At 55.0% G+C, this 17,162-nt stretch carries 18 protein-coding genes; 5 read left to right on the top strand and 13 right to left on the bottom strand.

All coding sequences use genetic code 11. The features are described 5' to 3' along the window. Positions 1-190 precede the first annotated feature (190 nt). Genes ABKW30_RS10870 through ABKW30_RS10860 form a run of 3 tightly spaced genes read right to left on the bottom strand, consistent with a single transcriptional unit; the run spans position 191 to position 3,195 of the window. Positions 191-832 (bottom strand): ThuA domain-containing protein, encoded by a 642-nt coding sequence (locus ABKW30_RS10870; protein WP_348598904.1) that lies wholly within the window; start codon positions 830-832, stop codon positions 191-193. A gap of 19 nt (positions 833-851) precedes the next feature. Beyond that, complete coding sequence (locus ABKW30_RS10865; RefSeq protein ID WP_348598903.1) at positions 852-1,952, bottom strand: Gfo/Idh/MocA family oxidoreductase; 1,101 nt, start codon at positions 1,950-1,952, stop codon at positions 852-854. A 37-nt stretch (positions 1,953-1,989) separates the two neighbouring features. Continuing rightward, on the bottom strand, positions 1,990-3,195 hold the full coding sequence (locus tag ABKW30_RS10860; protein WP_348598902.1) for an ROK family transcriptional regulator: 1,206 nt from the start codon (positions 3,193-3,195) through the stop codon (positions 1,990-1,992). Between the two features lie 192 nt (positions 3,196-3,387). Between ABKW30_RS10860 and ABKW30_RS10855 the strand changes: the two genes are divergently transcribed. The 4 genes from ABKW30_RS10855 to ugpC are packed head-to-tail and all read left to right on the top strand — an operon-like array spanning position 3,388 to position 7,627. After that, a complete protein-coding gene (locus tag ABKW30_RS10855) occupies positions 3,388-4,695 on the top strand; it encodes an extracellular solute-binding protein (protein WP_348598901.1) in 1,308 nt (435 codons plus the stop codon). A 57-nt stretch (positions 4,696-4,752) separates the two neighbouring features. Next, on the top strand, positions 4,753-5,691 hold the full coding sequence (locus tag ABKW30_RS10850) for a sugar ABC transporter permease (protein WP_348598900.1): 939 nt from the start codon (positions 4,753-4,755) through the stop codon (positions 5,689-5,691). Then, positions 5,684-6,532, top strand: coding sequence for a carbohydrate ABC transporter permease (locus tag ABKW30_RS10845; RefSeq protein WP_348598898.1), 849 nt, complete (start codon positions 5,684-5,686; stop codon positions 6,530-6,532). Before ABKW30_RS10850 ends, ABKW30_RS10845 begins: the two co-directional genes overlap by 8 nt. Positions 6,533-6,556: 24 nt before the next feature. Beyond that, positions 6,557-7,627, top strand: a complete 1,071-nt coding sequence (gene ugpC / locus ABKW30_RS10840; RefSeq protein ID WP_348598897.1) for a sn-glycerol-3-phosphate ABC transporter ATP-binding protein UgpC — start codon at positions 6,557-6,559, stop codon at positions 7,625-7,627. A gap of 63 nt (positions 7,628-7,690) precedes the next feature. Here ugpC and ABKW30_RS10835 read toward each other — a convergent pair whose 3' ends face one another. Further along, positions 7,691-8,017 (bottom strand): hypothetical protein, encoded by a 327-nt coding sequence (locus ABKW30_RS10835; RefSeq protein ID WP_348598896.1) that lies wholly within the window; start codon positions 8,015-8,017, stop codon positions 7,691-7,693. A 34-nt stretch (positions 8,018-8,051) separates the two neighbouring features. Between ABKW30_RS10835 and ABKW30_RS10830 the strand changes: the two genes are divergently transcribed. Then, positions 8,052-8,351 (top strand): DUF982 domain-containing protein, encoded by a 300-nt coding sequence (locus tag ABKW30_RS10830; protein ID WP_348598895.1) that lies wholly within the window; start codon positions 8,052-8,054, stop codon positions 8,349-8,351. 562 nt (positions 8,352-8,913) lie between these two features. Here ABKW30_RS10830 and ABKW30_RS10825 read toward each other — a convergent pair. The 9 genes from ABKW30_RS10825 to ABKW30_RS10785 form a co-directional block, all read right to left on the bottom strand. Next, positions 8,914-9,807 (bottom strand): ribokinase, encoded by an 894-nt coding sequence (locus ABKW30_RS10825; RefSeq protein WP_348598894.1) that lies wholly within the window; start codon positions 9,805-9,807, stop codon positions 8,914-8,916. 18 nt (positions 9,808-9,825) lie between these two features. Continuing rightward, positions 9,826-10,476 carry a TenA family protein gene (locus ABKW30_RS10820; protein WP_348598893.1) on the bottom strand — a complete coding sequence of 217 codons (651 nt, stop codon included), beginning with the start codon at positions 10,474-10,476 and terminating at the stop codon, positions 9,826-9,828. A 4-nt stretch (positions 10,477-10,480) separates the two neighbouring features. Beyond that, positions 10,481-11,323 carry a BtpA/SgcQ family protein gene (locus ABKW30_RS10815; RefSeq protein WP_348598892.1) on the bottom strand — a complete coding sequence of 281 codons (843 nt, stop codon included), beginning with the start codon at positions 11,321-11,323 and terminating at the stop codon, positions 10,481-10,483. 58 nt (positions 11,324-11,381) lie between these two features. Next, positions 11,382-12,149: a glutamine amidotransferase gene (locus tag ABKW30_RS10810; protein WP_348598890.1), complete on the bottom strand. Its 768-nt coding sequence runs from the start codon at positions 12,147-12,149 to the stop codon at positions 11,382-11,384. A gap of 62 nt (positions 12,150-12,211) precedes the next feature. Then, positions 12,212-13,279: a phosphotriesterase-related protein gene (locus tag ABKW30_RS10805; protein ID WP_348598889.1), complete on the bottom strand. Its 1,068-nt coding sequence runs from the start codon at positions 13,277-13,279 to the stop codon at positions 12,212-12,214. A gap of 5 nt (positions 13,280-13,284) precedes the next feature. Further along, complete coding sequence (locus ABKW30_RS10800) at positions 13,285-14,283, bottom strand: ABC transporter permease (RefSeq protein WP_348598888.1); 999 nt, start codon at positions 14,281-14,283, stop codon at positions 13,285-13,287. Continuing rightward, positions 14,280-15,101, bottom strand: coding sequence for an ATP-binding cassette domain-containing protein (locus ABKW30_RS10795; protein ID WP_348598887.1), 822 nt, complete (start codon positions 15,099-15,101; stop codon positions 14,280-14,282). The genes ABKW30_RS10800 and ABKW30_RS10795 overlap by 4 nt, the downstream gene beginning before the upstream one ends. Beyond that, positions 15,098-16,048, bottom strand: coding sequence for a substrate-binding domain-containing protein (locus ABKW30_RS10790; RefSeq protein ID WP_348598886.1), 951 nt, complete (start codon positions 16,046-16,048; stop codon positions 15,098-15,100). The genes ABKW30_RS10795 and ABKW30_RS10790 overlap by 4 nt, the downstream gene beginning before the upstream one ends. A gap of 39 nt (positions 16,049-16,087) precedes the next feature. Further along, positions 16,088-17,110: a LacI family DNA-binding transcriptional regulator gene (locus tag ABKW30_RS10785; RefSeq protein WP_348598885.1), complete on the bottom strand. Its 1,023-nt coding sequence runs from the start codon at positions 17,108-17,110 to the stop codon at positions 16,088-16,090. Positions 17,111-17,162 lie beyond the last annotated feature (52 nt).

The raw sequence follows: 17,162 nt of genomic DNA, 5'->3' as shown, positions 1-17,162 counted from the left end.
GGCCCTGATTGAGGGGGTGGGATACGAGATCCCCAAGCCGGCCGACGCACGCTCGATCTCAAAGGCCAGGGGCGGCCGTGTCGGTTTTAACCCGGTGATACCGACCAGGTGAAAGCGCGAAGATCGTGCGCTTATCTGCATCCACTCCCTGTTGCCACCCTCCAAGGCATACCGAGTTTGACTGCTCAAGTCAGCGGGCGGCCCAATTAGCTCCTCGCTGGAATATTGTTCGCATCTGCGGAACTTCGAACTCCTTGGCGAGATGACCGAGCGCCGAGTAGAAGACCCGGCCTTTGCCATATTTGCGCTTCCAGACAACAGGCATGACGACGCCGTCAATCCAGTAGGCGTGATCGCCATTGAACGTTGTCGTTGCGAGCACCTCATTGGAAGGGTCGATATGCATGTAGTATTGTTCCGACTTGTACGGAAAATCGCCGATGCCGTGCATGAGAGGATCGTCCGGTTTCGCCACGTTGACCGTGTAATCAATAATGTTGCCGGGATGTGCGACCCACTGGCCCCCCATGATAAATTGATACTCGACACATTCGCGAAAGGCATCCCCGGCCCCGCCATGATATCCGGCAATTCCCACACCGTTCTCGACTGCCTCCGCAAGATTCTTGGCTTCTTCCTTTTCGATCTTCGACATCGTCATGATTGGCACGACAAGGCTGAGATCATGGATGGAAGGGTCTGCGAATGCTTCTGTACTGTGCTCGACATAGACCTTGAAGCCGTCCCCCTCCAGAATGTCCTTGATGATTGCAGCGCATTCCTGCGGCTCGTGACCACTCCAGCCACCCCAAACAATAAGTGCTTCGCGCATTTGTTTTCCTCCTGAAACTCTAAATCCCGATCCGCCCCTCGATCAATGAATCGGCCAGTGGCGCAGGGCGCTCGGTTGTTGTCGTGATCGTTACCGTTCGAGCCGATTGCGAAGCGGTTTCAAATGCTTCCATGACTTCCAGAACATGCAACGCCAGAGACCCGTTTGCCCTGTGTTGCCGGTTGGACCGGATAGCATGCGCCATATCCGCCACTCCCAGCGACCGGTAATTTCCCTCCGAGTAAGGATAGCGCGTATCCCTGCTCTCGAATGCTCCGCCCTTTTGCAGATATTCAATCTGCCCGCCGAAATGGTTGGGGTCCGGAACGATCAGCGTTCCTTCTGTACCATAGATTTCGAGTGGCACGTGTTTGTGGCCGACAACGTCGAAACTCATCCCGATTTGCACAATTGCACCATTGGCGAAGGCCAGAACGCCAGCCACGTGCGTCGGCACGTCTACAGGGATACGTTCGCCTTTGCGCGGCTCACTGCTGATGATGCGTTCGTTGTGAGGTGCGAATGCAAACCCGGCAACCTGAGTGACCGGCCCCAGCAGATTGACAAGATTGGTGATGTAGTAGGGGCCCATATCGAGCATGGGACCGCCGCCGACCTCATAATAAAAGTCCGGATTGGGATGCCAGCGCTCATGACCCGGACACATGAATGTGGCTGTCCCGCCGACAGGCTGGCCGATTGCGCCCTCATCCAGAATGGCGCGCGCGGTTTGGTGTGCCCCCCCCAGAAACGTATCGGGTGCGGCACCAATGCGCAGGTTCTTTGACTTTGCGGTTTCCGCGAGCATCTTGCCATCGGCAAAATTGATGCCCAATGGCTTTTCCGAATAGGTGTGTTTTCCCGCATCCAATGCTTGAAGTCCGACAGCAACATGAGCTTTTGGAACGGTCAGATTGACAATGATCTCAATATCGGGAGCAGCCAACAACGCACTGACGTTTGTGGCGGGTATGTTGAACTCCGCTCCTCTGGCGCGCGCCAGGTCTTCGTTGAGATCGGCGAGCCCAACAACATTCAAGATCGGAAAAGACGCCATCGCTTTCAAATAGGCACCCGAAATATTACCGCAGCCGATAATGCCGATACCGATAGGTTTCATTCAGTTTCCTCCCGAATACACATGTGAGCAGAGACAATCAAAGTCCCTGTGCAGGGCCTGTTGTTCCCCAGGGTGATTCATAAAGTTCGCACAGAGCGACAACAGCAGCACCCTGCGCCCAAATCTCATCCGTCGAATGATCGAAGACCAGTTCAGCGACATCTTTGAGCGATGGCGGAATTGCTTGAGCGTAAGCGGTGCTCATTCTTTCAAGAAAAGGTTTGCCCAGCGCGAGGCTCGATCCGACCACGATGATGCGCGGCGGAGCGAACAGCGTCACGATATTGGCGAGCGCTATTCCCACCGCCTCACCTGCGTTCGCTGCGGCACACACAAGAGCATTGTCTTCGGCTTCAATGAGACTTTGAGCATGGTGCATTCCGCGGCCCAGTTGAATCGCCTCGGCAAAGCGGCTTGCCGCCGGGTGCACCCCCAGAATGGCACTTTCGCCAGCCTTGCTTGACAAACGCACCGGTCCCTCGGAACCAATACCGAGGACAAGATCACCAAGGTTATGATTCAAGCCTCCGGCCCCTCGGAACAACTGCCCGTCGTGCAGCACGCCGAGGCCGAGCGTGCGCTCCAGCGATACCAAAACCATATCGTCCAGATCGCGTGCCTTACCGAACCAGTGATGAGCAAGCGTTATGGCGTGGGCATCACTTTCGATGATCGTCGTCGTTCGCAGGCGCTCTGTCATCTCGTCGGCGAAGTCGACTTCCGTATCCCGAAACACCTGGCTCGTCAGCACACGGCCGGTACGATGCTCGATGACACCGGGCAAGCCTATACACACGCAATCAATTTCATCGAGCGACAGACCGGCATCAACAACGCATCGCCGCACGCCATCCTCTATCAGATCGGCAATCACGGCGATTGGTTGCCGGTCAACCCGCAGGTCGAGTGTCAGTGTCGAACACACCTCACCCTTGAAATTCGTCACAACGAACGTCATCCGGTTCGACGCAATCTTGGCTCCTACGACCCGCGCGGCGTCCGGATTGAGCTCAAGCATCACCCTTGGCCGGCCACGAACAGCGGCGTCGCGCAAATCCCCTTCATGACGCGTCAAAATGAGCCCGTCATCAAGCAGCGAGGCTGTGATCGCCGACACTGTCGTCGTTGACAACTCGCTTCTTTCGCTGATTTCTATCCGGGATATCGGCCCATAGCGGCGAATCGTGTCCAATATGGTGAAGCGATTGATTGCTCGCATAAGTTCTGGGTCTGCGGTTTTCATAAAACATACCAGGCAGTTAAGGAAGTATTCGGCGATATTTTAGCCGGGATGCGGAATAAATAGCAGGCGGCATCCACTCTGTGTCAAGCAAATTAAGCCCGTAAACATAAATTTTGGTTGACATCGTGTGATTATTCCTTTGAATTAATCCGCGTTGCGGAAAAATTATTTAATTTCTCGGGAGGAGAGATTATGAACACGATAACGCGCCTCGCCTTCAAGGGCGATCGCATAGCTATGCGAACAGTAGCGGCTGGATTGGCACTGATGCTGTGCACCGCCGCCGCAAATGCTCAAACAGTTGTCAAGTGGCTCCATTTGGAAGTAGATCCACGATATGTTGCTATCTGGGATGATATTGCCAAGAAATATGAAGCCGATCATCCCAACGTTGACATCCAGATGCAGTTTCTGGAAAATGAAGCGTTCAAGGCAAAACTTCCTACCTTGCTCCAGTCGCCTGATGCGCCGCATATTTTCTACACCTGGGGTGGCGGTGTGTTGAAGCAACAGGCAGAAACCGGTGCCCTCATGGATTTGACGGCCGCCATGAAAGCTGAGGACAGGGCCTGGGAGAAATCCTATAACCCCGCCGCCGTTCAGGGCCTCACCTTCAACGACAAGATATGGGCTGTTCCCATGAAGATGGGCACCGTCAGTTTCTTCTATAATAAGGGACTTTTCGCTAAAGCAGGAATTGATGCCGCAGCCATCAAGACCTGGAATAACCTCCTGGATGCTGCAAAGAAAATCAAGGCCGCTGGCATCGTCCCCATTGCCGGTGGCGGTGGCGAAAAATGGCCCCTGCACTTTTATTGGAGTTATCTCGTCATGCGTGACGGGGGCAAAGAAGTGTTTACTGCCGCCAAGAACGGCGAGGGAAATGGATTTCTCGATCCGGCCATCATCAAAGCTGGCGAACAGCTTGCGGAACTTGGCGCGCTGGAGCCGTTCCAACCCGGCTATCTCGGCACTACCTGGCCTCAGGCACTGGGCCTGTTTGGTGATGGCAAGGCCGCGATCATCCTCGGTTTTGAAAATACAGATGCCAACCAGCGCAACAATGCAGGCGATGGCAAAGGTCTGGCCCCCGAAAACATCGGTCGCTTCGCCTTTCCGGTCGTTGAAGGCGGGGCTGGTGCGGCAACCGACACCCTGGGCGGTCTCAATGGCTGGGCTGTATCAAAAGATGCACCACCCGAAGCCCTCGACTTTCTGGCTTACCTGACCAATGCCGACAATGAGCGCGTTATGGCCAGGGCGGGGATGCTCATTCCTGTGGCTGTTGGAGCGGAAGACGGCGTTGTCAACCCACTCGTGCGGCAATCAGCCGAGCAGCTCGGCGCCTCGACCTGGCATCAAAATTTCTTCGATCAGGACCTCGGACCCTCGGTTGGTCGTGTTGTCAATGATGTTGCCGTTGAAATCACGTCCGGTCAGATGACGTCGCAAGAAGGCGCCCAGACGATTCAGGACGCGTTCGAACTGGAGAAGTTCTGATTCAGCACCTGCTGTTGGTCGCAGCATGACGGAGCAGAAGTGCCAGGTAGGATGAGTATGACTGAATTGAGTGCCCCATCAACACTGTTGCCCTCGGCGGGACGAGCCAGGACTGTAAGGTCCATGAGTCCACTGGCCCGTGGGCGCCTTCCCGTCCTCCTGTTGTTTTTGCCGCCCGCGATCCTGCTTTTTACCATCTTCGTTATTTTACCGATGGGGGAAGCCGCATGGTATAGCCTTTACCGCTGGAACGGATATGGCTCTCCCCAGCAATATGTCGGTTTGCGCAATTTCCAGGTTCTGTTCAACAATGCTGCCTTCACGCAAGCCCTGTGGAACAATGGCACGATCATTCTGGTTTCAATATTGATCCAGATACCTTTGGCAATCTGGTTGGCCATGATGCTGGCCCATCGCATTGCCGGCGTGGTGGTCTTCCGCCTCATCTTTTTCCTGCCCTACGTGCTGGCTGACGTGGCAGCAGGCCTTATCTGGCGCTTTGTCTATGATGGCGATTACGGGTTGTTTGCCGCATTGTCGGCGTTTCTGGGTATAGCAACACCTTATGTGCTCGCAGACCGCGATCTCGCGATATATGCAGTGCTCGCCGTGGTTGTCTGGAAGTATTTCGGCTTCCACATGATGCTATTCATCGCAGGCCTCCAGTCCATAGACAAGAGTATACTCGAGGCTGCCGAGATAGATGGAGCAACCGGCTGGCAAAAGTTCCGGCACATTACCTTGCCACTCCTTGGCTCTACTGTGCGTCTTTCGATCTTTTTTGCGGTGATCGGTTCGTTGCAGCTGTTCGACATGATCATGCCACTTACCGCGGGAGGGCCATCCAACTCGACGCAAACCATGGTGACCTTCCTTTATACCTATGGTGTAACCCGCATGCAGGTCGGGCTGGGCAGTGCAGTCGGCGTCGTTCTATTCGTCATTTGTGTCACCCTTGCCTTTGGCTACAAACGGATTTTTATGCGCAATGACTGATCCTAATTCCGCCATGCATCCAACCCCCGCGACCAAGCTTTATCTTTATGTGGCATTGTCGATCATTGCGGTATTGGTTCTGATCCCGTTGCTCACGACAGCGCTTGGCGGGTTTAAATCTCTCGGAGAACTCCGCACCAATCCGTTTGGCCTTCCATCGACGTGGCATTGGTCGAACTATACCGATATCCTGTTCGGTGATCGTTATTGGCGCCAGATGGTCAATTCCTTGATCATTGCTGCATTGACCGTTTTTCTGACGCTTGTTGTCTCGGCCATGGCGGCCTTCACCTTCGCCCATATCCGATTCTTCGGATCCGGCTTTCTGCTCAATTACTTTCTGATCGGTCTGATGTTTCCGGCGGCGACCGCGATCCTGCCCCTGTTCATCCGTATACGCGACCTTGGATTACTGGATTCTTATTGGGGTGTCGTCCTGCCCCAGGTCGCTTTTGGACTTGGCATGAGCATTCTTTTGTTCCGCAACTATTTCCGCAATCTGCCGGACGAATTGTTTCAGGCGGCTTTTGTCGATGGCTGCGGCTACATTCGCTTCTTCTGGTACATTTCGCTTCCCCTCGCCCGGCCGATGATCGCCACTGTCGGGATCATTTCGTTCGTTGGTAGCTGGAACAGCTATATTCTGCCACTGATCATGCTGAATTCTGAAAGCAAATACACATGGCCCCTCGGGATCATGGTCTACCGGGGCGAATACGGCACGAACTGGCAGCTTGCTCTGGCATTCATTACCCTCACAATCCTTCCCACCATCATCGTCTTTTTTATTGCCCAGAAGCATATTATCGCCGGCCTCACTGCCGGGGCTGTCAAATCATGATAGAAATTCGTTGGAGCAACGCTCATGGCATCCGTTGAATTGCACAATGTCAGAAAAGCCTACGGTACTCTGGATGTCATTCATGACCTTACGCTTTCAATATGCGATCGCGAATTCATCGCGCTGGTCGGCCCTTCCGGATGTGGCAAGTCCACACTTCTTCGAATGATTGCCGGGCTTGAAGAGATCACAAGCGGAGATGTCCTGATTGACGGCAAGACTGTGAATGGCCTGACACCTCGCGAGCGCAATATCGCCATGGTGTTTCAGTCGTACGCGCTCTATCCGCATATGACGGTGGCCCAGAATATCGGTTTCAATCTCAAAATGTCCGGCGAGTCCACAGCTATGATCGACAAGCGGGTTACCGAAGCCGCGCGCATGCTCGACTTGACAAACCTGCTTGATCGCAAACCGTCCCAGCTTTCCGGCGGACAACGCCAACGTGTTGCCATGGGCCGTGCTGTCGTGCGCAACCCGGCGGTTTTCCTGTTTGACGAACCGCTTTCCAATCTCGACGCAAAACTGCGCGTACAGATGCGCTCGGAAATCAAATCATTGCACCAAAAGGTGCAAACCACATCGGTTTACGTCACTCATGACCAGATTGAAGCCATGACTTTGGCAGACAGGATCGTCGTCCTCAATCATGGACGTATCGAACAGCAAGGCGCTCCGATCGAACTTTATCGCAATCCCACCAATCTTTTCGTTGCAGGCTTCATTGGTTCGCCTTCCATGAACATCCTGGAGGGTGTGGTGGAGGGTGCTGAAGGCACGCCGAGCGTTCGTTTGAGCAACGGGACGGCAATAAGCGTTGGCGCCGGAAAGCATATAAAGCGGGGGCAAGCCGTCAAAGTGGGTCTGAGACCTGAGCACTTGTCCCTGGCCGGCAGTGGCAGCATCTTGCGCGGCCAGACGCTGCTCGTGGAACCGACCGGAGCGCAAACCCATGTGCTTTTCGATATGGCTGCAAATCAGGTGACTGCCTTGGTGAATGGAGATATTGCGGTGCGTGTGGGTTCGCCTTTTGCGGTCACAATTGATTCAGATCTTGTCCATGTGTTTGACAGTGAAAGCGGTCGGGCACTCTAAATTCAACGAGGCACCGAAATTAGCCGGAGAAACGCCGGCAATGACGTTCTGAGCATTATCACATTATTCTTGGTTAAACGAGCTGGCGATATTCTTGAGTTGCGGTTCTATGGACATCAGAGGGACGAAAATGGCGATTCCGACATGGGTGGCGCGCCAGCCTTGGGTCGTCTGGAAATGCTCGATAGCCATTGGCCAAACCGCGCCCGAAAGATAGCTTCCCGAAGCCGCAAAGGCGACCGCGAGCGACCGGTGCTTGTTAAACCAAAGCGAGAGGTCGGATATAAGCGGCGAAAAGCCGGCAGCCGATCCAAGGCCGATGATCAGCGAGCAGGCGGCGAATTGCCAGATATTGGTGGTAAGGGCCGCGATGATATATATGCAACCCAACTGAACTTACGGTGTTCACCATCTGGAGGACTTGATGAACTCATATTTTGAAAGCCCCATCTTCGTAAAAGATGGATCGCGAATTGTTCGCGAAATCGCAGCGCTTGATGATGCGATTGAATTTCTGGACAATTGGCCCGAAGCCCATCGCGACCTTATTCATGAAACAGCCTGGCGCACCTGTTGCGAAGCATTCGGCGGCCATAAACCGCTGAGTGTGGCTCATTCAGCATTTGAAGGCTTTGCGCGCAAGGCAAAGATACTTGAGGACCCCGCTTCTGTCATGCCTTGGATCATGAATGCAAAATCTGGTGGAGGCCTTATGACTGCATGATGATAATCGTGGGCCGTCTCTCCCGGCGGCCCCATAAATTCCTGATAGCCACCCTCTCACAGGTGAGCTGGATCATGGTAATTCTTAATGAGCTTTAGCAAGAAGTGCGAAGGAAATTGGCCGTTACCGGCGCGTCCCAAACTTAAGACCCACTGGCAACTCTTCCTTTGAAAAGGCCGATAACAGGTGCACATCGGGTGTTTTCGATTGTCGCCGAAATGTCTGCAATGACGTTCGACGCCCGCCAAAAAGAACAATTCCGAATGTGACAGACTTCATCCTCGCATTCCGGAGCGAAGTGAATGCTGTCTGGCGAACAATAATCCGGCAAGGCCGCCCTTGGCGCTGGCAGCAGCGGCGCTTGCTCGGAAAGTTCGGGGCAAAGCGTTGCGCTCGCAAGATGTTTTCCATTTACGCCATGTTCTGAGTCCCCAGGATCCACAGCGGGACAATCGCAATGGCCAGACTGCGTCGAAGCGAGGTCAGTGCGTAGTCCGTACGCGGCGGCCGTTATTTTGAACGGGAGATCTCGAATTGGTTTCCGCTGGAGTCCGTTAGCTAATCAAATACCTATTGTTTCAAGTTCCAACGGTGTAGGAAACGCAGAGCGTGTGCCAACCCTGGACACGGTAATCGCTGCTGCTTGAGCCGCATGTTCGAGAGCCATCCGGTCAAGCAGGCAACCACGCTTCAGCGATGAGGCCAAGGCAACGGACATAAATGTATCGCCGGCACCCGTTGTATCGACGACTGCACCGGCGGAGGCTGCAACTGTGATCAACTCCCGGCTGTTCACCAGCATGGCACCTTTTTCCCCGAGCGTGAGAACAACGTCCTGAATGCCCTTTTGCAGCAGATATCCGGCGGCAGCTTCGCCTTGTGCGCCTGTCATGGCCTGCGCTTCTCCGCGATTGAGGAACACGATATCGACCAGCGGCCAGAAATCGGCAAAAAATGGCCGCTGCGGCGATGGATTGAACGCTGTGGTCATGCCCAGCGATCTGGCCAACTGCAACATCTCGAGAGTAGTCTCATGGGAAAGATTTCCTTGCAGGATCACAAGATCACCTGGTTCAGCGCCTCGCAGAACAGGGGCAACGTGGAGAGGGTGCAAATTGCGGGCAGCATCTGTCGTCGTAACAATGGCGTTTTCTCCACCCGGCAAGCGGAAAATAAGGGAAATGTCGCTCGATATTCCCTCGATCCCGATAAGCTCGCTGGTGAGGGGTTCGTCACGAAGATGCCGGCGAATCGTATCGGCTCTCGAGTCCTGCCCCACCGGAGCCACCAGTATCGTGGGAATGCCGCAGCGCGCCATTACCACGGCCTGGTTTGTTCCCTTCCCTCCCAGATCGTGCGTACCCACATGCCCGAGGATCGAAGCTCCGGATATCGGAAGTTCATTGACAATAATCGTTTCATCCATTGCAATATTGCCGATTACATAAGCGCGCATGCAGTTACTTCCTTGAAGTCAGAGATATGGCGCATCATGAAAATGAATCTCAAGCTGCATGGCGTGACCAAAGATACTGCTTAGCCGGGCGCATAAGTCTTCATGAAGCCCCTGCTCGCCTGCGATATCGAGCTGGTCCTTGAGCCACATGGCCTGATCCGCAAATGCCTGATCCACATGCATTGCAACCCATTCCTTCAACAGTGGATCGCTGATGTGGCAGGACGATGCTTCCTTCGACCATGTCCAGTACATCCATTCTGCCGCAAACATCGCTGCAACAATGTCGAGGAACTCACCTTCATTGGCGACGTCCAGCATACCTGAACAAAAGTTTCTGACGGCCGAAGTGTCGGTATCGAACGATGATGGATCGATACCACGGCTGGCAAAGGTCCGTTCGAAATAGGTCATCTGGCCGTTTGCGAGTGCAACAACGACAGCGGCGAGCCAACGCTTCTGCTTGATATTCTTCGCTTTTGCCACCGCCAAAGCGAAGATGGAAATTGCCGTGTCGACAAAAGCCGCTTCGTAAACGAGGTAGCGATCGAATACAGCCTTGCCCAATGCATCGCTCTTGATATCCTTGACAAACCGATGATTGACCATGGCTTGAAGAATACATGCATTTTCGCGGAGAATACGCTCGGAGAGGGTCTCGGCTGCCATCGGATCAGTGCTCCAAACCTGCTTCCGCCGACTTGCGGAATGCCTTTACGCGATCAATGTCCACCGCGTTCCACCAGACACCGTCATATTTGAGCGACGAGGCAACAATGACGCCATTGGTGCGGCCAAGGATATCCAGGATGTTGTCCCTGGTGACGCCCGACCCTACAAGCAGCGGAAGATGCGTGGCAGAGCCGATTTCGTCGATCTCTTCCATGGTTGCACTGTTGCCTGTGCGTTGACCTGTAGCAATCACGCCATCTGCATCGAAGAAGGCCAGGTCACGGGTCAGTTCCTCGATGGTCCGGTCAGCAACAATAGCGTGGCTGCCATGTTTGACATGGCTGTCAGCAAATACCCTGATGTGCTCTGCACGCAGCAGGGACCGGTAACGCATGGCTTCGGCGGCGCGTCCTTCCATGAACCCTTCATTTGCCACATAGGCATTGGCCCATTGGTTGACGCGGATGAATTTGGCCCCGCCAGCCATGGCAATGGCGAATGCCGGGATCGGCGCATTGGCGAGAACGTTTATACCAAGCGGAACGCCGATGGCTCTTGCGATGCGATCCGTCACCACGGACATGAAACCTGTTGTTTCAGGACCGATATCGTCCGGTTTCGAAAACGGTATGTCGCCATGGTTCTCGATGACCAGACCATGCAAACCACCCTCTATGCAGGCTTCGGCATCACGCATGCAGGCATCGTAGATCGTGTTCATATCGGCTCCCCTGTATCTGGGAGAACCGGGAAATGCCGGGCAGTGAATCATTCCGATGAGCACCTTGTTGGTACCGAATATTTCCTGCACAGCATTGGATTCACGATCCGATATTGCTTGCATGTTTTTCCCTTTCAAGAAGATTTCATACCGTGTTGCCGGTCGTCCCGGATGCCCGCCTTCAGTCGCGCGTCAGCCAGCCGAGAATGTTTTTCCAAAGCTTGCCATAGCCTTCCCACTCGCAGAATGCAGGCGACAGCCAGTGCGGACCGATGTCCGACGTCCATGCCGCCGTCTTGCCCTTGCCGGAACGTCCAAGAACCAGAAGCGGGTGTCCTCCCTGATCGTCAGGCAGGCGCGCGATGACCTCGACATCATCACGTTCGCGAGGTTCGACCTCATTGACACCAAGAAGCAACGGCCATTCGCCATCAAGCCCGGCCATGACAGGGTGATCCGGCAGCTCGATCTTCGGCGTCGTTCCTTCCGGTATCTCGACGCGGTCATCGTAAGGAAGGCAGGTTACGGGGAGAACATCCTCCACCGCAGTGCGGCGCCAGCGGGCTTTCCCGTCAATGCCCTGAAACGAGAAGTATCCGCCGACCATCAGAAGCGATCCGCCTTTTTCGACCCAGACCTTGATCAGCTTGAGGCGGTTGGGGACGGTACGGGAATGCAGCCAGACATCGGGTGGCAGCAGCAGAGAGTTTGCACCTATATCGGAAAGGATGATGACGTCATAAACATCCAGACCGGCCATTTCGAAGGGGAATTTCTCGACCGCCTCATGCGCGGGCATGTAGGTCAGTTCGAAATCGCTACCCGCTAGCGCATTGACCAATGGTTCGGCACCAAGGTGAAAGGTAACGCTGCCGAACTGATCGAAACCTTTGTAATGCGTTGCGGAACTAACCCAGCTCTCGCCAACGAGCAGTACTTTCTTTGTCATCGTCTTACCATTCTTTCCTAAAATGTCCGGGTCTATCCAAAAATCCGGGCAGGCGACTTGCGTTAAACACCTGCGTGAAAAACTGAACGGGGGTTGGCTCGCATCATTTGATCGAGAGCCGCTTTATCCAGACCGTGGCGTTGCAACCTCGGCAGAAAATGACGCAAGACATAGGCATAGCCATTGCCGCCGTAACGGGTCAGCATCATCTTCAGGAAAACATCATGCGAGAGGAGCACTCGGTCGATATGGCCGGCATGTGCGAGGCGGACAATGGCCCGGGCTGCCTCTTCATCGCTCGGGCACTGGACCTGCTGGTCGGCATAGAAAAAGTCCATGCCGATCATGTCATATTCGAGGAAAGCGCCGCGTGCGGCGAGTTCGCTCTGATAGGCAAAATCGTCATGGGAAGGGTTCATGTGGCACAGAACCGTATGCCGCAGGTTCGCACCCTCCTGTGCAATGATATCGAGGATGCGGTGGCCCAGCCGGAACCAGCCAGGCAGGTGAACCATCAGTGGCAAGCCGGTTCGCACCTGTGCCTGGGCAGCGCCGCGAAGTGATTTCTCTTCTTCGGCGGTAAAATCCGACGAAACGCCGATTTCACCAATAAGGCCAATCCTGACGTCAGTGCCATCAACTCCTTGTACTGCCTCGCGGACAATTTCCGTCGCTATATCCCCGACGGTCATTGCAGCGACTTCGGCAGGGTGCGAGGAGCCGAGATAATATCCGGCTCCCATCACGATATTGAGGCCCGATGCCCTGGCAATACGCTTCAGGGCAAGCGGGTTCCGGCCAATGCCACGGCAAGTTGGCTCCACAACTGTCTGCCCGCCCTCCAGAGCAAAAGCCTTCAGCTCCGTCACCGCCAGGGGTTCATCGTCAAGCGTGATGTTATGCTTGTTGACAAAGGGGTCCTGCTTAAGCTCGCCCAGTATCTCGATGCAGACAAAACCGCCTGCAAGATACTGGCGTTCCGGCGTCTTTGGCGCATGCCACCAGCAGCGGCAGTCATTCAGGATGTGCTCGTGCATCAGGGTGATGCCAAGTTCCTCCGCTGCCATCGGCCCGTTGACAGTCATCACCTTGCCGGAATGGACATGAGCTTCGGAGAGATCATTGCTCATGGAAGTCAGCCTTTCCTGCCGAACCGGAAGTTCGCTGTGAATATCCGGGTGTTCAGCCAGATGGCTACAAGGATAATTGCGCCGGTAACGATCTGGGTGAAAAATGGCGAGATGTGCATCAGGATCAACCCGTTGCCAATGACAGCAATAGTGAGCGTTCCAAGCACTGTGCCTATGATTGTCCCTCGTCCACCCATCAGGGAAGTTCCCCCGAGAACGACAGCGGCGATCACTTGCAGTTCAAAACCGACAGCTGCATTGGATGAGCCGGAACCCAGCCGGGCTGCAATCAGCAGGCCCGCGACCGCACATGCCACGCCGGAGATGATGTACACCGATGCTATGATCCATTTGGCAGGCATGCCGACACGACGGGCGGCTTCCATGTTGGAGCCCACGGCCACAACCTGACGCCCGTATTTTGTCGACCGGATCGCCACATAGCCAAGAAAGGAGACTATCACCGCAATGATTGCAGGCACCGGAAACCCGGCGACGACACCCCGCCCCAGGGCAAAGAAGCCCGGCGCATCCTGAATGGGGATGGAATAACCCTGCGTGAGATAAAGTGCAAAGCCACGCAGAACCGACAGTCCCGCCAACGTGACGATAAAGGCCGGGATACCCTGATAGGCAATGAACCAGCCTTGCGCAAATCCGAGACCACCGCCCAACACGATCATTGCAACCACCACGAGCGGCCACGGAAATCCCATAGCCATCACAACAGCAGCAACTGCATTGATCAGCGCAACCTGAGAACCAACGGAAAGATCGATGCCGCCGGTGATGATCACGAAAGTCATGGCGATGGCGACGATCAGGATCGGTGCGGCCTGCCGGACAATATTGAGAATGTTACCGGACGTGAGAAACGTCTCGCTGCCGATTGAAAAGAATATCATGCAGGCGGCAAAGAAAATGGCAATCGAGAGAACCTGCGCATGTTCGCCGAAGAAATCTGCAATGCGCGACCCCTGGCCACGCTCTGTATAAACAGTCATTGTCTGGCTCCCTCACCGACAATAAGCTTCACCAGGTCCTCAAGAGAGGTGCCGCCGATCTGACGCTCGGCAACCTTTGTACCTTCGTACATGACGGCAATCCGGTCACAGACCCGAAAGAGGTCCTGAAGACGGTGCGTAACGAGAATGACCGAGACGCCTTGCGCCTTGACCCGGTTGATCAATGCCAGCACCGCTTCCACCTCGGCAACCGCAAGTGCCGATGTAGGTTCGTCCATGATCAGGACCCTGGGCTTGAACGATGCGGCGCGGGCAATGGCAATGGCCTGGCGCTGCCCGCCGGAGAGTTGCGCTACTTTACCTGTAAGTTTTGGAATTCTGATCTCCAGAGAGTCCAGCATCGCGCGTGCTTCGATCAGCATCTTCTTGCTGTCGAGAAACATGCCCTTGCTGAGTTCGCGGCCCAGAAAGAGATTGCCGACAACATCAATCTGATCGCAGAGGCTGAGGTCCTGAAACACCATTTCGATGTGGCGGTTGCGTGCATCGGCCGGACCGGACAGACGAACCGCCTCGCCTTCGATCGTCATCGTGCCGCCATCGGGGATATAGGTTCCCGAGATGATCTTGGTCAGCGTGGATTTTCCTGCTGCATTGTCGCCGACCAGGCCAAGGCATTCACCCGGAAAGATGTCGAGATCAACACCGCGCAAAGCCTGATGCGAACCGAAAGATTTACGGATACCGCGCAGCGAGACGCGCGGGTTGGGGTCTGTATTGCCGCTCGTTCCGTCTCCGGAGGGAATAACCCCTCCGGAGTGAACGGCAGCCGCTGCCTGCCGGCCGTTCCGGTTCATTTGAAGACAGCCCGGTATGGATCGACATTGGCTCTTGTCACGATGGTGATCGGCACGGAAATGTTCTGGTCAACAGCCTCACCTGCGGCCACCTTCTGCAAGGCATCGACAGCTGCCGCACCCATTGCCGACGGGTCTTGCTGGATGACGGCTGCAACGAATCCGGCATCGATGCCCGCAATGGCTTCCGCCGTCAGATCCCAGCCGAAAACCTTGACCGTGTCCTGTTTGCCCTGACTTTGAACAGCAGCGATGGCACCCATGAGCGCCGGTTCGCCTGTCGCGTATATCGCCGTCAGGTCAGGATTGCCGGTGATAAGGTTTTCCGCTGCCGAAAGCGCGTTGTCCTGAACATTCTGTCCATCGACTACCCCGGCAATCTGAATACCCTCGACACCCTTGATCGTCTTTTCAAAACCTTCCTGACGGACGTTCTGAATGTAAGAGTTCAAGGCGCCGACGACACCGATCTTCGCCTTGCCGTCCATATTTGTTTTGACGTAATCAAGGAAGAACTTGCCCATGTCCGCGCCAGCCGTCGCATTGTCCACGCCGATCTGTGCCTTTTGCGGCCCTGCCGGCAGGATGGCATCGATAGCGACAACCGGAATACCTGCATCCGCTGCCTGCTTGACTGCAGGCATCAGGCCATTCACGTCGATGGCGACAACAGCAAGTCCCGAAACCTTTTCCTGGATATAGGTTTCGATAGCACTGTTCTGCGCCGTGGGCTCATTGTTGGAATTGAAAATCACCAGCCTTACACCGGCAGCATCAGCGGCCTTCTGTGCGCCCTCGTTCATCTGGTTGAAGAAAAGCGCCTGCTGGTTGATCTGAACCAGTGCAATCGTCTTTTTCTCCTGAGCCACCGAGGCCGAAACAGCGCAGCTCAACATGGTAAACCCTGCCAGCGCGATCATCATTCTTCTTGTTAGATTCAAGGTCATGTTCTCATCCTCTGTTGTTTTATAACCGTCGCTTTTTTGTTATTTCGCTGGCGGAGCAACGGAGTTCCGCACCACGATTTCGACAGGCAAAAGCTCCTCTGAAGCGGAGGGTTTCCACTCTTGCCAGTTTGTTTCCAGAAGCAGTTCCAATGCCCGGCTGCCAAGCTGCCGGACGGGCTGGCGGATAACCGTCAGCGGAGGCGCGAAAAGATGCAGCGGCCCGACATCGTCGAAACCGATCATCGACACGTCGCCCGGAACCGAAACGCCTCTATCCTTGAAGACCTCGAGCATGCCGATGGCGATTTCATCCGAGCTGGCAAAAACCGCCGTCGCTTCATGGCGTTCTTCAAGGAAACGCAACGCAGCCTGACGTCCGTAATCAATGGTGTATTCGCCGGCGTAGCGGTCAACCCGGACCGTGCCGGAATGGTGTTCGCGAAGGGCCCTCACCACGCCAGCGAAACGGCGGCGCGCACTGATCATGCGCTCGTCTCCACCGATAAACAGGACATGACAGTGTCCATGACCAGCCAGATGCAGACCGGCAAGATATCCACCATGATCATTGTCACAGAAAAGCTTTGGCGCTTTCGAGCCCGGCACGTCTTCATCAACGACCACGACTTTGCCGGAGCGGTTGATGAGACTGGCCAACGCCCCGTCATCGGGATGATTTGTGATGAAGATCAAACCATCGACGTGATTGCGCTCGATGAGCTGGAGATATTCGACTTCACGGCCGGCCCGGTTGAGCGTTGCATGCAGCGAAACAGCCAGCTTTTTCTCATCGGCAGCCTGCTCCACAGCTGCGACGAATGTCGAGAAGAATGGATTGGCGATTTCCGGCACCACCAGACCAATCGTATCGGAGCGTCCCCTGCTCAACCGGCGCGCATGGGGGTTTGGAATGTATTTGAGCCTGGCGATCGAATCTTCAATGCGCTTCTTGGTGTTATGGGGCAGATCAAGGCTGCCGTTTACGAACCGCGAGACGGTCGTTACCGAAACACCCGCTGCCGCGGCAACATCCTTCAGACTTGGCATCGTTCTTTTGACCAAAGCTCAACCCCATTTTGTAAAGCGCTTTAGTAAATCGCTTTACAAAATGAAC

The organism is Phyllobacterium sp. SB3 (genome assembly GCF_040009165.1).
GTDB lineage: Bacteria > Pseudomonadota > Alphaproteobacteria > Rhizobiales > Rhizobiaceae > Phyllobacterium.
Note: the sequence above shows the minus strand (reverse complement) of the source record. Positions and strands in the feature narration are given on the sequence as shown.

Excerpts from the sequence above, each read along its gene's own strand:
- ABKW30_RS10870 (WP_348598904.1), bottom strand. The coding sequence starts at position 832 with ATGCGCGAAGCACTTATTGTTTGGGGTGGCTGGAGTGGTCACGAGCCG.
- ABKW30_RS10865 (WP_348598903.1), bottom strand. The coding sequence starts at position 1,952 with ATGAAACCTATCGGTATCGGCATTATCGGCTGCGGTAATATTTCGGGT.
- ABKW30_RS10860 (WP_348598902.1), bottom strand. The coding sequence starts at position 3,195 with ATGAAAACCGCAGACCCAGAACTTATGCGAGCAATCAATCGCTTCACC.
- ABKW30_RS10855 (WP_348598901.1), top strand. The coding sequence starts at position 3,388 with ATGAACACGATAACGCGCCTCGCCTTCAAGGGCGATCGCATAGCTATG.
- ABKW30_RS10850 (WP_348598900.1), top strand. The coding sequence starts at position 4,753 with ATGACTGAATTGAGTGCCCCATCAACACTGTTGCCCTCGGCGGGACGA.
- ABKW30_RS10845 (WP_348598898.1), top strand. The coding sequence starts at position 5,684 with ATGACTGATCCTAATTCCGCCATGCATCCAACCCCCGCGACCAAGCTT.
- ugpC (WP_348598897.1), top strand. The coding sequence starts at position 6,557 with ATGGCATCCGTTGAATTGCACAATGTCAGAAAAGCCTACGGTACTCTG.
- ABKW30_RS10830 (WP_348598895.1), top strand. The coding sequence starts at position 8,052 with ATGAACTCATATTTTGAAAGCCCCATCTTCGTAAAAGATGGATCGCGA.
- ABKW30_RS10825 (WP_348598894.1), bottom strand. The coding sequence starts at position 9,807 with ATGCGCGCTTATGTAATCGGCAATATTGCAATGGATGAAACGATTATT.
- ABKW30_RS10820 (WP_348598893.1), bottom strand. The coding sequence starts at position 10,476 with ATGGCAGCCGAGACCCTCTCCGAGCGTATTCTCCGCGAAAATGCATGT.
- ABKW30_RS10815 (WP_348598892.1), bottom strand. The coding sequence starts at position 11,323 with ATGCAAGCAATATCGGATCGTGAATCCAATGCTGTGCAGGAAATATTC.
- ABKW30_RS10810 (WP_348598890.1), bottom strand. The coding sequence starts at position 12,149 with ATGACAAAGAAAGTACTGCTCGTTGGCGAGAGCTGGGTTAGTTCCGCA.
- ABKW30_RS10805 (WP_348598889.1), bottom strand. The coding sequence starts at position 13,279 with ATGAGCAATGATCTCTCCGAAGCTCATGTCCATTCCGGCAAGGTGATG.
- ABKW30_RS10800 (WP_348598888.1), bottom strand. The coding sequence starts at position 14,283 with ATGACTGTTTATACAGAGCGTGGCCAGGGGTCGCGCATTGCAGATTTC.
- ABKW30_RS10795 (WP_348598887.1), bottom strand. The coding sequence starts at position 15,101 with ATGAACCGGAACGGCCGGCAGGCAGCGGCTGCCGTTCACTCCGGAGGG.
- ABKW30_RS10790 (WP_348598886.1), bottom strand. The coding sequence starts at position 16,048 with ATGACCTTGAATCTAACAAGAAGAATGATGATCGCGCTGGCAGGGTTT.